The 15,345-nt window shown below is 41.4% G+C and carries 15 protein-coding genes; all 15 read right to left on the bottom strand.

Annotation, left to right across the window (positions count from 1 at the left end):
• Window positions 1-130 precede the first annotated feature (130 nt).
• Window positions 131-1,231, bottom strand: a complete 1,101-nt coding sequence (locus MHH65_RS11030; protein WP_024422933.1) for a Rap family tetratricopeptide repeat protein — start codon at window positions 1,229-1,231, stop codon at window positions 131-133.
• Window positions 1,219-1,416 carry a hypothetical protein gene (locus tag MHH65_RS11035; RefSeq protein WP_024422934.1) on the bottom strand — a complete coding sequence of 66 codons (198 nt, stop codon included), beginning with the start codon at window positions 1,414-1,416 and terminating at the stop codon, window positions 1,219-1,221. Before MHH65_RS11035 ends, MHH65_RS11030 begins: the two co-directional genes overlap by 13 nt.
• Before the next feature lie 271 nt (window positions 1,417-1,687).
• Window positions 1,688-2,491, bottom strand: coding sequence for a sporulation transcription factor Spo0A (gene spo0A, locus MHH65_RS11040; protein ID WP_024422935.1), 804 nt, complete (start codon window positions 2,489-2,491; stop codon window positions 1,688-1,690).
• A gap of 285 nt (window positions 2,492-2,776) precedes the next feature.
• Window positions 2,777-4,054, bottom strand: a complete 1,278-nt coding sequence (spoIVB, locus tag MHH65_RS11045) for a SpoIVB peptidase (RefSeq protein ID WP_268413912.1) — start codon at window positions 4,052-4,054, stop codon at window positions 2,777-2,779.
• 200 nt (window positions 4,055-4,254) lie between these two features.
• Window positions 4,255-5,988 (bottom strand): DNA repair protein RecN, encoded by a 1,734-nt coding sequence (gene recN / locus MHH65_RS11050; protein ID WP_024428012.1) that lies wholly within the window; start codon window positions 5,986-5,988, stop codon window positions 4,255-4,257.
• A 33-nt stretch (window positions 5,989-6,021) separates the two neighbouring features.
• Entirely contained in the window at window positions 6,022-6,471 is a 450-nt protein-coding gene (gene argR, locus MHH65_RS11055) for a transcriptional regulator ArgR (protein ID WP_024422938.1), read from the bottom strand.
• A gap of 163 nt (window positions 6,472-6,634) precedes the next feature.
• Entirely contained in the window at window positions 6,635-7,489 is an 855-nt protein-coding gene (locus tag MHH65_RS11060) for a TlyA family RNA methyltransferase (protein ID WP_252049573.1), read from the bottom strand.
• Window positions 7,486-9,387 (bottom strand): 1-deoxy-D-xylulose-5-phosphate synthase, encoded by a 1,902-nt coding sequence (gene dxs, locus MHH65_RS11065; RefSeq protein ID WP_335350902.1) that lies wholly within the window; start codon window positions 9,385-9,387, stop codon window positions 7,486-7,488. Before dxs ends, MHH65_RS11060 begins: the two co-directional genes overlap by 4 nt.
• 150 nt (window positions 9,388-9,537) lie before the next feature.
• The gene (locus MHH65_RS11070) at window positions 9,538-10,428 is read right to left on the bottom strand and encodes a polyprenyl synthetase family protein (protein ID WP_061109341.1); all 891 of its coding nucleotides are present in this window, start codon (window positions 10,426-10,428) and stop codon (window positions 9,538-9,540) included.
• Window positions 10,418-10,678 carry an exodeoxyribonuclease VII small subunit gene (locus MHH65_RS11075; RefSeq protein ID WP_003215880.1) on the bottom strand — a complete coding sequence of 87 codons (261 nt, stop codon included), beginning with the start codon at window positions 10,676-10,678 and terminating at the stop codon, window positions 10,418-10,420. Before MHH65_RS11075 ends, MHH65_RS11070 begins: the two co-directional genes overlap by 11 nt.
• Window positions 10,675-12,021, bottom strand: coding sequence for an exodeoxyribonuclease VII large subunit (gene xseA / locus MHH65_RS11080; RefSeq protein ID WP_061109342.1), 1,347 nt, complete (start codon window positions 12,019-12,021; stop codon window positions 10,675-10,677). The genes MHH65_RS11075 and xseA overlap by 4 nt, the downstream gene beginning before the upstream one ends.
• A 70-nt stretch (window positions 12,022-12,091) precedes the next feature.
• Complete coding sequence (folD, locus tag MHH65_RS11085) at window positions 12,092-12,943, bottom strand: bifunctional methylenetetrahydrofolate dehydrogenase/methenyltetrahydrofolate cyclohydrolase FolD (RefSeq protein ID WP_024422943.1); 852 nt, start codon at window positions 12,941-12,943, stop codon at window positions 12,092-12,094.
• 11 nt (window positions 12,944-12,954) lie between these two features.
• Window positions 12,955-13,350: a transcription antitermination factor NusB gene (gene nusB / locus MHH65_RS11090; protein ID WP_012010530.1), complete on the bottom strand. Its 396-nt coding sequence runs from the start codon at window positions 13,348-13,350 to the stop codon at window positions 12,955-12,957.
• Between the two features lie 210 nt (window positions 13,351-13,560).
• Window positions 13,561-13,968, bottom strand: coding sequence for an Asp23/Gls24 family envelope stress response protein (locus MHH65_RS11095; RefSeq protein WP_024422944.1), 408 nt, complete (start codon window positions 13,966-13,968; stop codon window positions 13,561-13,563).
• A gap of 25 nt (window positions 13,969-13,993) precedes the next feature.
• Window positions 13,994-15,343, bottom strand: coding sequence for an acetyl-CoA carboxylase biotin carboxylase subunit (gene accC / locus MHH65_RS11100; RefSeq protein WP_024422945.1), 1,350 nt, complete (start codon window positions 15,341-15,343; stop codon window positions 13,994-13,996).
• Window positions 15,344-15,345 lie beyond the last annotated feature (2 nt).

Raw genomic sequence — 15,345 nt, forward strand, 5'->3', positions numbered from 1 at the left:
AAGAGGTTGACAGATAAATTCGATCACGTAATCGCTCTGATGGCTTGCTCTGTCGTCTCTGCGTCAAGAGCAAAAAGGGAAGAAACAACTGCGACTGCTGTAACAACGGTTACACCTAACAACAACTTTTTCATAAGATAACCTCCACTTTCTTTTGAAGTATTTGTGCATCGAATTTCTTTTCAAGAAAACGAATGGCATTTTGATAATCATTTCGTTCCTTGAAGTATTTCGATATTTGTTCAGACAAATCCTCAAGCTCCACATATAATCTATTTTTTTCTATGTAGTCTAATTTTTCTGAGAATACGTCTGCTGCCCCACTATTCTCGCACATCAAATCCAAAATTTCAAATTTTACTATATATTCATTATTTTGGATATCACAACTATACAAAATACCCTCTTTAATATATTCCCTCGCCTCTTGATCTCCTAAATGAACCAAGGCATTTGCCAGAACATATAAAGATTGGATGTAATAATGGCTATTGTCACGGTGAATTTGAATGCCCATCCCTTTTTTGGCATAATGTGCACTTTTTTCATAATCATGCTTTGCATAATAAAGAACCGCTAAATTGTGATAGCATTTCCCAATGAGCACTTCATTGTTAATGCGCTTACTTTTCTCAAGTGCTTCTTTATACTTTTTCTCTGCTTCATCGAATTGGAACAAATCAATACAATTACTTGCATGTAAAATTAAGCTGTCAATCGCCTGCGCTGTGTACTCTTCATGCGCTTTGAATGTATCGATGGCTTTTTTAATATGATTAATGGATATGAAATTTTGTTTCAGTTCGTAATAGATCGAAGCAACCTTATGGTGAAAAGTTCCTACTTCCAGGTCTTCATTCACACGTTTTAGCCGCTGTTCTGCAATTTTGTAAAAGCTAATGGCTTCATCATACTTTTTCACATATGCAGCATATTGGCCTTTGTAAAAGTAAAAATAAAAATTAATAATGTCATCTGCCTTCTCATCGAGCGTTCCGACACTTTTCATAATTTGATTGGCTTTTTCAATATTTCCAAGTAACATTTCATGTCTGCCGTCAACAAGCTGATAATAAAGGAGAACTTCACGGTCTTCATCTGTATTTTTTAGCAAATTCTGAATTTTCTCTTTATAGACAGCAGATTTTTCTAAGTCATTCTGAGAAATGACCCTCGTCCACTTGCTAATTTCGTTCGCTACCTCAGCAGAGTGGATTTTCAGCTTTCCCATAACCTCACCCTCTTCTTTTCATTATTATAGCATAGTAAAAGAATGTGAAAATTATTAAATTCGACAATGGGAATATTCAGTTCAAATGGCACAATCTCTAAGAAGCCAGTGACTTTAAAACGCCAACCAATCAGGTCAATAGAAATAGAACTTTCGATCTCGTTTGCTTTAATTACCAAATCCATGAGACCTTTTCCTCTCATCCTTTTTCTTACGAATGAGCGTTTTCTTCTTCTATTTTGAAGACTTCATGATCGATTGGCGCAGCTGATTACCACTACTTTATGTCTTTTTTATTTTTTTCATGCTTTATTTTTCATTTTATTCTGAAAATAAAGCAGCCCGTTTGTCCAATTTAAACATTAAGATGATTTTATCAACCTAACCAATTTTTGACAACATCTTTCAAAATAAAAAAACGTCTCAATGAAGAAACGTTTTTTCATGAAAAAGATACTAGCTTGCTCTATGCTCTAAACGCAGACGATCAGCTACCATGGCAATAAATTCTGAATTGGTTGGTTTCGCTTTTGACATGCTGACAGTATAACCAAAGAGTGAGGAAATGGAATCAATGTTTCCTCTGCTCCAAGCGACCTCAATGGCATGACGAATCGCTCGTTCTACCCTGCTGGCAGTCGTGTTAAATTTCTTTGCAATGTCTGGGTACAACACTTTAGTAATGCTTCCGAGAAGCTCAATGTCATTGTACACCATAGAAATCGCTTCTCTTAAGTATAAATAGCCTTTAATATGAGCGGGCACGCCAATCTCATGAATAATGGTCGTAATGCTCGCATCTAAGTTTTTACGTTTCGGTTCAGGTTTGTTACGAAGAACACTGTTTTGGATTGATGAAGAGCGATGGGTAACTTGTGTGCCGTTTCCACTGACTTGACGAATATGACCTACTAGGTTTTCCATATCAAATGGCTTTAAAATGAAATAAGATGCGCCCAAATCAACTGCTTTTTTCGTGACATCTTCTTGTCCAAATGCCGTTAGCATAATCACACTTGGCTGTTTTGTCATTTCATTGTTTTCACGGAGGCGTTCTAGTACAGCAAGACCGTCTAAATGAGGCATAATAATGTCTAAGAGGAGAACGTCGGGCTCTTTATCTTTAAATAATGTCAGGCATTCCTGACCATTATACGCCACGCCAAGTACTTCCATATCTTCCTGTCCCTCAATGTACTCTGTCAAAAGGCCAACAAGCTCTCGATTGTCATCAGCTACACACACTTTAATTTTCTCCACGTTCTTTCCTCCCCAATGTCGATTCCTTTAGTCTTTTGCATTTCTCTTCTGAGTGTTCAATTCGACAAAACCATGCTATCACCTTTAAAAAACTTTAATTTTCCGAATAATAGAGCATTATCTAGCTTTTTCTACGTTTTTCTTAACGAATCGACGATTATTGCAATTTGACAACAAGCTTTTTTCCATTTTGTCGAAAAATCTCTTTTTCCTTATTTTATAACATGATGGAAGAGAAAGAAAGGGTAGAAAAAAACTGCCGGAAAATTCGCGGCAGTTTGATGATCAGCTTGCTTTTTTGTTTTTTTGATAAAGGTCGATTCCTGCTTCTGACAGCATCCATTCAATGTGTACGCCGTACCCGCTAGTCGGATCATTGACGAATACGTGTGTGACAGCTCCAATGACTTTGCCATTTTGGATGATGGGGCTTCCGCTCATTCCTTGGACGATTCCGCCCGTTTTGCTTAAGAGCCGCTCATCTGTTACCTTTAATACCATTCCTTTAGTTGCTGGGAATTTCTGCGGTGTTGTGCTGATAATTTTAATATTAAACTTCTCCACTTTATCATGATCCACAACGGTTAAAATTTCTGCTGGGCCTTCTTTTACTTCATTAGATAAAGCGACTGGAAGTGGTTTATCTGCTACATGATTTTCAAGCTTTTCGGTTAACGTACCAAAGATACCAAAAGGGCTGTTGCGGGAGATATCTCCTATTGTTTTTCTTTCGGAAGAGAATCTCGCCAATTTTTCTCCAGGATTTCCTCCTGTGCCTTTTTCAATCGATGTCACGGTTGATCTAACAATTTCACCATTGTCGACAACAATTGGTTTTTTTGTATCCATGTCAGAAATCACATGCCCAAGGGCACCATATTTTTTAGATGAAGGTTCAAAAAAGGTCATCGTGCCGATTCCTGCTGCAGAATCACGAATGTAAAGACCAATTCGATAGATGCCTTCACTTGCATCTTTTGCGGGTGTTAATGTTGTTTGAAAGGTTTTATGATCTCTCTTTATGAGCAAACGAAGCGTTTCACCCGTTTTCCCTGCTTTCTGAATAAATGGGGTGAGGTCATTCATTTTCTCCATTTTTTGACCATTGATTTCAATGATCATATCCCCTGATTGAATGCCTGCGGCTTCACCTGGTGATTTTTTGCCGTCTGCTGTTGTGATTTGATGAAAACCTACAACGAGAACTCCTACAGAGTGGAGCTTGACGCCAATGGATTGTCCTCCAGGAATGACTTTTAATTCAGGGAGAACGTCAACTTTTGTTTTCTTAATAGGAAATCCTTTAAAATCATAAACAATTTCGGCTTTTCCCGCCTTTTGTCCTGTAATATCCAGCTGATTCTTTTTCTCTGAAAGGCTAAAGGCTGGTGAAGAAGCATTGGCTGACGCTTCAATCGATGTGTCAATTGAGTGCTTTTGTTTTTCAAATACAGCAACATTTGTTGGAATGCTGATGTACTCCTTCACTATGCTCATAAACCCTGTACTTATTAAAGAAACAAGGAGAATCACACCAATGGCTTTTCTCATCTTTTCGGGCATTCATTTTTCACTCTCCTCGCTCCTTACCCACACCAGAACACTCATGTTTTGGCTACATCTTTACTTTTGCCTTCTTCGAGAGGATTTATAACCGGCAGCTTTAGAAAATGATTGGATAAATTGATAAAAGAAAAAGACGATTTTATGGGTATATACGCCGGCTTTTACACAACATATAAAAAAGGCAGCTGATGATTCAGCTACCCTGTTGTTTTGACATCATTTGCTTGGTGCAATAGTTCTTTTGCGTGCTGTTTTGTCAGCTCAGTCACTTCCACACCAGCAATCATCCGGCCAATTTCACTCACTTTTTCTTCATGACTTAATGGTTTAACACTCGTCAGTGTTCTGCCCGCTTTCGAGCGTTTAGAAATGAAGAGATGTGTGTCAGCCATTGCGGCTACTTGAGGCAGGTGTGTAATGCAGAGCACTTGTGATCCAGACGCAACTTTGTAAATTTTCTCAGCAATGGCTTGTGCCACTCTGCCGCTGACGCCTGTATCAACTTCATCGAAAATAATGGATGTGACGTCTTGTTTAGCTGAGAAAATACTCTTCACAGCGAGCATGACACGTGAAATTTCTCCACCTGAGGCTACTTTCGATAAAGATTTCATCGGTTCGCCTGTATTTGTAGAAATGACAAATTGTGCTTGGTCGATTCCATTTTTCCCGAGCTGCACAGGTTTTCCGTCTAATAGCGGACAATCGGTGCTGCCAAATGGCGCATATCGAACAGAAAAAGCTGTGTCAAATGATGACTTCTCCATATACAAATCCTTGAGCTCTGTTTGAATTTGCTTTGCTAGCTTTTTGGCCCATTTTTTACGCAGTTCCGAAACGTTAAGTGCTTCCAGCAGGGCATCACGGCTCATCGCATCTAATTTATTTTTGAGCGTCTGCAGATGGCTGTCTCGATTTTGGATTTGATCTATTTCTTCTTCAATCTTCGCCGCATACTCCAAAATTTCCTCAACGGTTGTGCCGTATTTTCGTTTTAGCTGCTTCATTTCATTCAGCCTGGATTCAATAAAATCAAGACGAGCCGGATCGAATTCTAATTGATCCAGCATGCTTCGCATTTGGAAAGTTGAATCCTCTAATAAGTAGTAGGAGTTCGACACTTGTTCAGATAGCTTTTTCAAATCATCGTTGATCTCAGACACCTGATCAAGCTCGCTTGAAGACATACCAACCCAATCTAGCCCTCCTTGCTCATTACGCAAGGCGTTATATGCGTTTTGGAGTGAGGAATAGATTTTTTCGTAGTTGCTGATTTGATGACGTTCTTCCTGAAGCTTCTCATCTTCTCCCGGCTCTAATTGTGCCGCCTCAATCTCCTCTAGCTGAAATTGCAGTAAATCTAACCGGTGCACCATTTCCTGCTCATTCTCAGACAGCTGCCTTAGCTTTTGAGCCGTCTTCATATATTGATCATATGCTTCTTGATACTGCAAGAGAGCCGGTGCAATGTCTTCTGCTCCAAATTGATCGAGCAAATGCAGATGATTTTCATCTTCCATGAGCAGCTGGTTATCGTGCTGTCCATGTATATCAAGCAAAAGCCGTCCTACTTCCCGTAAAAGTGAGATGGTGACAAGCTTTCCATTAATCCGGCAAATGCTTTTCCCGCTGTTGTTAATATCACGGCGGAGGATCATCATTTCATCTGATGCGTCAATTCCCTGCTCTTCGCATAGAGCAAATACAGGGTGATCGGCTGGTACAAGAAAAAGCCCTTCCAGCTCTGCCTTTTTTTCACCGTAGCGGACAAATTCAGAGGATCCTCTTCCTCCCACGAGAAGTGAGACAGCGTCAATCATGATGGATTTTCCGGCACCTGTTTCCCCCGTTAGAACCGTGAGTCCTTTTTCAAATGAAACCGTTAACTCTTCAATGATTGCAAAGTTTTTAATGGTTAGTTCTGCTAACACTCATTTGACACCTCTTTTAGTAAACCTGATTCTTTATAGAAGCTCTAAAATTTTGCTCGAAACTGTCTCTGTATCATCTGGGGTGCGGCAAATGATTAAAATCGTATCATCCCCGCAAATCGTTCCCATAATTTCTTCCCAATCTAAATTATCCATTAAAGCACCAATCGCCTGAGCATTACCCGGCATTGTTTTCAGAACAATTAAATGACTGGCAGCATCCATTTTAATAAATGCATCCATTAGGGACCGCTTCAGCTTTGACAGCGGATTAAACCGCTGATCCGCAGGAAGACTGTATTTATATGTTCCATTGTTCGTCGGAACTTTCACTAAATGTAATTCTTTAATATCTCTAGAAACGGTCGCTTGTGTGATGTTATATCCATCGGCTTTCAAAATATCGACCAATTCATCTTGTGTTTCGATTTCTTGGCTCGCAATGATTTCTCTAATTTTAATATGCCTTTGACCTTTATTCATATTTGACCCCCCTAGGCGTTTCATTCTCAGTTTGTCTTTACGTTCTATGTTATATGATGCACAGTTCAAAAAACAAGCATTACGTGAGATACGGCCAATTCTTGTCTTTTGACCATGTAAAAAGGAATAATAGCGAGCTATTATTCCTTTTGTTTCAATGATTTCATGTGTCAGCCGGCTCAGGGCTGTTTTTCTTTTCTTTCAATACAGAATGGGCTTCCTTCACGACCTTCTCAAGTTGTGAAGCAGGAAGTGCCGCATTTTCTTCTTGATCAGGATGAAGCACTAAATGAAGCAGAAATTCAATATTTCCATCTCCACCAGTGATAGGCGAAAATGATACATCCTTTACATCATAGCCTTCTTTTGCAGCAAATTGATTCATCTCTTCTAGTACACCAAGGTGGACAGACGGCTCACGCACGATGCCTTTTTTCCCAACAAGCTCTCTGCCTGCTTCAAATTGAGGCTTGACGAGCGCAATACAGTCACCACCCGGTACAAGAATATGCTTTAAAGCCGGCAGAATGAGTTTGAGTGAGATAAAAGATACATCAATCGATGCCACTTCTGGCAATCCTTCAGTAAAATCAGCTGGAACGGAATGGCGGAAATTGGTGCGCTCCATGACGATGACCCTGTCATCCTGCCTTAATTTCCACGCAAGCTGATTGTAGCCAACGTCTACAGCATATGATTTGACTGCTCCATTTTGAAGAGCACAATCTGTAAATCCGCCTGTTGATGAGCCAATATCAATCAGCAATTTCCCTTCAACTGTCAGATCAAATTCTTTAAGCGCTTTTTCAAGCTTTAACCCGCCGCGGCTTACGTATTTGAGAGGGTTCCCCTTCACTGTAAGCGGCGTATCACGAGCAATTTTCTCGCCTGGTTTATCCAAACGGGTTTCATTTGAGTAAACGATCCCTGCCATGATGGCACGCTTTGCTTTCTCTCTTGTTTCCATTAGTCCTTGTTCGACTAATAAAACGTCAAGTCGTTCTTTCTTTGATGTCATGATCCAATTCCTTTTCTTGGTGCTGCTGGAAGCAGGGCACGTAAAGTCTCAGCAACCTGTGCTTTCGTCAGTCCAATTTCTTCAAGCAGGGCATCAACACTTCCATGCTCAATAAATTGATCTGGGATACCCATACGTTCTACTTTGATATGTGATGCTTTCTTGTCGTGTAAATATTCTAATACGCTGCTGCCAAACCCGCCTTGAAGCACAGCTTCTTCAATCGTTAAAATCGGAATCCCTTCAGAAAGAATGTCATGTAGCATCGCTTCATCAAGCGGCTTAATAAACCGAGCGTTGACGACACGAATTGATTTCCCTTCTTTTTGAAGCTCCTCAGCTGCTTGCAGCGCCATTTTAATCGTCGTTCCGAATGTTAAAATGACGGCATCCTTCCCTGGACGAAGAACCTCCCAGGACCCAATCGGAATGGTTTTCAGCTGTTCATCCATTTTCACGCCAAGACCATTTCCGCGTGGGAAACGCATGGCAATAGGACCGTCATCATACTGAATGGCTGTATTGACCATGTGCTGGCCTTCATTTTCATCCTTCGGCATCATGAGCACCATATTCGGCATATGACGCATGAAGGCAATATCAAACACACCTTGATGCGTTTCTCCATCTGCACCGACAAGACCCGCACGGTCAATTCCGATAAATACATTGAGGTTTTGGCGGCAAATATCATGCAGCACTTGATCATAAGCTCTTTGCAGGAATGTTGAATAGATCGCTAAAAATGGCTTCATATCCTGCGTCGCAAGCCCAGCTGCCATTGTGGCTGCATGCTGCTCAGCAATTCCTACATCAAACATTCGCTCTGGAAATTCCTTTGCAAAGCCTTCAAGTTTTGAGCCAACAGGCATCGCAGGCGTGATGGCCACAATTCGCTCATCTTTCCGCGCAAGCTTTCTGACTGTTTCACTGACAAGACCACTCCATGACGGTGCAGCAGCTGCTGGTTTTACAAAATCACCTGTATCAATTTTGTATGGACCTGTGCCGTGCCAAGTCCCGATTTTATCGGATTCTGCCGGCTGATAGCCTTTTCCTTTTTTCGTGATGACATGCAGCAGGACAGGACCTTTTGTTTTCTTTGCATATTCAAGGTTTTCAAAAAGATCTTCATAAGAATGTCCATCAACAGGACCTAAGTAAGTGAATCCCATTTCCTCAAAGAACATGCCAGACACTAGTAAATACTTGAGGCTGTCTTTAATACGCTCTGCTGTGGCAGCAAGCTTTCCGCCTACAGCTGGTATCCGCTTGAATAAATATTCGAGCTCGTCCTTTACCCATTGGTACTTGCCTGCTGTGCGCAGTCTGCCAAGCATGGTGTGAATTGCACCGACGTTTGGTGCAATACTCATTTCATTATCGTTTAAGATGACGATCATATCTTTCTTTTCATCACCGATATGATTCAGAGCTTCAAGCGCCATACCTCCGGTTAATGCACCGTCTCCGATAATCGGCAGGATATATTCATCTGTCCCTTTAATATCCCGCGCGGCCGCCATTCCCATCGCGCCAGATAATGAGGTTGAGCTGTGGCCTGTTTCCCAAACATCATGCTCACTTTCATTTCGTTTAGGAAAACCGCAAAGTCCTTTATATTGACGAAGTGTATCAAACTCCGCCCCTCTTCCAGTTAACAGCTTGTGAACATAAGACTGATGTCCAACATCCCAAAGTAATTTGTCTTTCGGGCTGTCAAATACTTTATGAAGGGCAACCGTGAGTTCAACGACACCCAGGTTCGGACCGATATGCCCGCCAGAGTTAGCCAAGGACTCAATTAAAAACATGCGAATGTCAGCACTAAGCTCCTCTAATTCTGCATTTGACATTCCTTTTAGAAACGTTGGATTTTTTATTGATAAAAGATCCAATCAGGATCAACTCGCTTTCAACAAAATTTCTATCTACATATATAATGCCTTATTCCTATGAAAACCAAGCGGGAATAAGAGTTGTCTCATCATGATAAACTGTTTACAGTTTACCACAATTGCTCGAAGACCCTCAAATCTAGGCTGTTTTTAATGATCTCTTGAGGCGATCAGATCACATAACTCATGCAGCAATTGCTGCTCTAATTCAAGATTTGAGACAATTTCTTTTGCACGTGTGATGTGCTCGTGCAGCTTTTCTTTTGCTCCTGAAAGCGTTAATAAAGAAGGATATGTCGACTTTTCATTCGCTGTATCAGAGCCGACCCGTTTTCCTATTTTTTCTTCGCTACCTTCGAGGTCTAAAATGTCATCACGGATTTGAAAAGCAATGCCAATATGATAGCTGAACTCTCTTAGTTTTTCGATATCGTCATCTGATGCTCCTGCCAGCATTGCACCTGCTGTGACGCTGAATGTGAGAAGCTTTCCTGTTTTCCGGGCATGAATGGATTCTAGTTCAGCAAGCGGGACTTGTTTTTGCTCTGCTTCCATGTCATCAAATTGACCGCCTACCATTCCTAGTGCACCTGCTGACCGCACAAGCTCATCTACGATTCTGAGCTTTTGGTCAGGAGAGACGCTGCTAGATAGCTGCGATGTAATCAGGCGGAAGCTTTCCGTTAAAAGTGCATCACCAGCGAGAACCGCGGTTGCTTCCCCGTATACTTTATGGTTGGTCGGCTTTCCTCTGCGAAGGTCATCATCGTCCATGCAAGGCAGGTCGTCATGTATCAATGAATACGTATGAATCATTTCTACAGCACAGCCAACCGGTATGCCATCTTCTTCGTTTTTTCCGTAAGCATGTAATAAAGCAAGAACGAGAACAGGGCGAAGTCTTTTCCCTCCAGCTTCAAGAGAGTAAAGCATCGAAGATTTTAGTTCTTCTGGAATCTTCAATTCCTGAACATATGTAAATAAATACTCTTCAATGGCCTGTTTTCGTGTTGTTAAAAAATCCTGCAAATTACTTGTCACCAGCATCTGCCTCCTTCACCGAGAAAGGAGCCAGTTCACCGTCCTCTTTTAAAATGAAATCCATCTGCTTTTCAACGTGCTGTAATTTTTCATGACAAAGCTTTGAAAGTGTCATGCCTTCTTGGAAATAATGAATGGCTTGCTCAAGTGGTACATCTCCTTCTTCGAGCTTCCCAACGATCTCCTCAAGACCTTTCATCGCTTCTTCAAATGTCATTTGTTCTTCTTTTTGTTTATTTGATTCTGTCATGATGATTGCCCCTCCTTCTCAATAACCTCACAAATCAGACGTCCATCCTTCATGGTGATAGCCAATTGATCCTTCGTATCGACTTGGTTCACACTTTTAATCAGTTCATCGTCTTTATAGGCTAAACTGTAGCCTCTTTCCATCACTTGAAGTGGATTTAATGCATTTAGTTTACCAAGAACAGATTGGAACTGCGAATGAATTGTTTTCATTTGCACATTCATGCTGCGGATGAGCTGTTCTGTTTCATTGGCATGGCGTTTTTTCGCCTGAAGCAGCTGCTCTTTTGGATGAAGCGGCTTCAGCCTGTATGTCTGGCGGTCTAGTTGACTGCGTTTTTGTTCAATTTGTCTCGTCAGCTGTTTTTGAAAACGGTCAAATACCAAATCGAATTGTTGCTCTTTTTGCTCCTGCAATCGTTTTGGAAAACGGAAGGCATATGAGGATTGCAGCGCCACAAGACGGTCTTTCGCTTGTGATGTTCGATTCTTCACGGCCCTTGTAAGCCGAATGTCGATGGATTTGATTCGTTCTATTAAATCGGCTGTGCTTGGAACAGCGAGCTCAGCTGCTCCTGTTGGTGTGGGTGCTCTCATGTCTGCAGTGAAATCACTGATCGTAAAGTCCGTTTCATGCCCAACTGCAGAAATGATTGGAATGTCTGATGCGAAGATCGCTCTTGCGACAGCTTCTTCATTAAAGGCCCAAAGTTCTTCGATCGAACCGCCTCCTCTTCCGACAATCAAGACATCACAGATCTGTTTTTCATTTGCTTCTTTGATCCGCTCTACAATTGAACGGATGGCATTTTCACCTTGGACAAGCGCCGGAAGCACAATGATTTTCGCCTGCTGATAACGCCGGTTAATCGTTGTGATGACATCTCGAACAGCCGCTCCAGTTGGGGATGTAATGACACCAACAACCTCTGGATATTCAGGAATTGTTTTTTTATAGCGCGCATCAAATAAGCCTTCACTTGCCAGCTTTTTCTTCAGCTCTTCATAAGCGAGATGAAGAGCACCAACACCATCAGGCTGCATTTCTTTTGCATATAATTGATAGTTGCCGCTTGGTTCATATACTTGAATCCCGCCGCGTACAAACACTTTCATTCCGCTTTTTGGTGAAAAAGGCAGCTTTGCTGCGGAACGCTGGAACATGACGGCTTGCATGCGTGCGTTTTCGTCTTTTAAGGTGAAGTACACATGACCTCTTGAATGAATCTTCACATTGGATAACTCACCTTTGATCCAAATATCTTCTAAATGCGGATCAACATCAAATTTTCTTTTTATGTATTTTGTAAGGGCTGTGACCGTCACAAAGGCTTTTTCACTCATGACGTATTCCTCCTCTTCAAAAACGCACATTCATCCACCGGCAGCATGCAGGTGGATGAATGGATAAAGCTTATGCTAATGTACGTTTTGCTGATTTAACCGTATTGTGTGCAAGCATGGTAATCGTCATTGGACCGACTCCGCCAGGGACTGGTGTGATATAAGAAGCTTTTTCTTTCGCTTCTTCAAAATCAACATCCCCAACAAGCTTCCCAGTATCTAAACGATTGACTCCTACATCGATGACAATTGCGCCTTCTTTGATTTGGTCAGCTTTAATAAAGTTTGCTCGACCGACGGCAACAACTAAAATGTCCGCTTTTAACGTATGTTCTGAAATATTCGCCGTTCTTGAATGGCAGTAAGTAACCGTTGCATTTTCGTTTAACAGCAATTGTCCAACTGGTTTGCCGACAATATTGCTGCGCCCTACAACAACCACTTCTTTTCCAGAAAGACTGACACCCGTTTTGTTCAGTAATTCAACAATGCCTGCTGGTGTACAAGGTAGGAATGTATCTTCTCCAAGCAGCATTTTCCCGATATTTAATGGATGGAAACCATCTACATCTTTCTCAGGTGAAATACGTTCAATGACGGCTTTTTCAGAAATATGTTTTGGCAGTGGAAGTTGAACAAGAATCCCGTGGAATTGATCGTTCGCATTGTACTGATCAATCAGCTGAAGCAATTCTTCTTCTGTTAAAGAAGCATCTAAATGATCAAGCTGAAAGTGCATGCCCATTGCTTCTGCTGCTTTTTTCTTCCCGCGTACGTAAGAAAGTGAAGCCGGATCATCACCGATTAGAATAACGGCAAGACCAGGTGTGACTCCTTTTTGTTTTAGCTCTTCTACTTCTTTTGCTAATTGTTCACGTTTTTCTTTTGCTGTTTCTTTCCCATCGATGATTGTTGCTGTCATGTCGAATCCTCCTATTGCTGCTTTAGGTCGTTTTTAATGTTCGAAAGTACACCATTTACAAATTTCGGTGCTTTATCATCGCCGAATAATTTGGCGAGTTCAATCGCTTCATTCATTGAGACACTAACTGGGATGTCTTCTTGATACACCATCTCGTACACAGACAGCCTTAAAATGGCTCTGTCTACGTTTGCAATACGATCGAGTTTCCAATTCACTAGATGCTGCGAGATCATATCATCAAGCTTGTCCTTTTGTTCAAGCACACCGAAAACCAGTTCCTCGAAAAAAGGATCTGATTCTTGTTCATCCAGCGCATGTGTAATGGCCTCTTTCGGATCAATATTGCTCACATCAATTTGAAATAATGTTTGTAGCGCCTTTTCTCTTGCAGTTCTTCTTTTCATTATTTACTCCTTTAACCACTTTATCCGCTTGTCGTTAAGCCATACAGAGATCATAACATATTTTGACCGTGGTCGCACCAAGATCCATGCGAGCTGTGACGAAAAACGAATCAATCCACGCGTCACGTTATCAATATTCGGAAATTACTCAAAAATGGGCTTTAAAAAACCAAAGAGGCAATGCCTCCTTGGTTTCACTTGAACCCTATTTTACATTTCTTGATCTACTTCAGCCTCAGGTGCTTTTGTTTCAAATTGAATGCCAACGACATGAATGTTAATTTCATTAATCGTTAAGGCAGTCATGTTCAAAAGGGTTTGACGGATATTTTCTTGTACAGCAGTGGATACCTTTGGAATGGATAGTCCAAATTCAACCACACAATACACATCGATTGTGATGCCTTCATCAGAGACATCTACTTTTACACCTTTACGGTGATTTTTCTTACCAAAGCGTTCTGCTACATCAGCAGCGAAATTGCCGCGCATTTCGGCAATGCCTTCGACTTCTGAAGCGGCGATCCCAGCAATGACTTCAATCACTTCTGGTGCAATTTGCACTTTTCCCAATTGATCCTCATCAAGGTTCATTTCAAGCAAATTGTTTTCTGACACGATCATTCACCTCCGAAAGCTGTGATTATTTCATGATTTGGTATGTTTCTAAAAACTTCGTATTAAAGTTACCGCTCACAAATGTTTCATGCTCGAGCAATCTAAGGTGGAATGGAATCGTTGTGTAGACTCCTTCAATGACGAATTCTTGAAGCGCACGTTTCATTTTCGCAATCGCTTCTTCTCTTGTCTTACCATATGTGATCACTTTTGCAATCATGCTGTCATAATATGGCGGAATCACATAGCCCGGATAAGCGGCAGAATCAACACGTACACCTAAACCGCCTGGCGGAAGATACATTTTAATTTCACCGGCTGAAGGCATGAAGTTTTTCTCTGGGTTCTCTGCATTGATGCGGCATTCGATCGCCCAGCCTTCATATACGACATCCTCTTGTGTAAGAGAAAGCTTCTCACCTGATGCAACCTTGATCTGTTCTTTGATCAAGTCTACACCTGTGACCATTTCTGTCACAGGATGCTCTACTTGAATACGAGTATTCATTTCCATGAAGTAGAACTTCTCTTCATTATAATCATAAATGAATTCGACTGTTCCAGCACCTGTGTATTCAACAGCTTCTGCTGCTTTTACAGCTGCTTCACCCATTTGCTCACGAATGTCTGCATTTAGTGCTGGTGATGGCGTTTCTTCAAGAAGCTTTTGCATTCTTCTTTGGATCGAGCAATCACGCTCTCCTAAATGAATCGTATTGCCATGCTGATCTGCAAGCACTTGGATTTCCACATGTCTAAAGTCTTCAATGAACTTTTCTAAATAGACACCAGGGTTCCCAAAGTTTTGCGCCGCTTCCTGCTGCGTGATGGTGACTCCGTTAATAAGCTCTTCTTCTGTACGAGCCACACGGATCCCTTTACCGCCTCCGCCTGCAGTTGCTTTAATAATCACAGGATACCCAATACTAGCTGCTGTTGAAACAGCATCATCAAGATCTTTTACAATTCCTTGAGAACCAGGGACGATCGGAACGCCTGCATTCTTCATTGTTTCTCGCGCGACATCTTTCGTTCCCATTTTGGAAATCGCTGACGCAGTTGGTCCAACAAAGATTACATTACATTCCTCGCAAAGCTCTGCAAAGTCTGCATTTTCTGCTAAAAAGCCGTATCCTGGATGGATGGCATCTGTCCCTGTTAATTTTGCTACGCTGACAATATTCGTGACATTTAAATAACTATCTTTAGAAGCAGTCGGTCCGATGCAATATGCTTCATCAGCCATTTGTACATGCAGCGCATCGCGATCCGCTTCAGAAAATACCGCAACAGTTTCAATTCCAAGCTCTTTACAAGCGCGGATAATTCTAACTGCGATTTCTCCTCTGTTTGCAATTAATAGCTTTTTAATCATGA

This window comes from Bacillus sp. FSL L8-0654 (assembly GCF_038629965.1).
GTDB classification, from domain to species: domain Bacteria; phylum Bacillota; class Bacilli; order Bacillales; family Bacillaceae; genus Bacillus; species Bacillus safensis.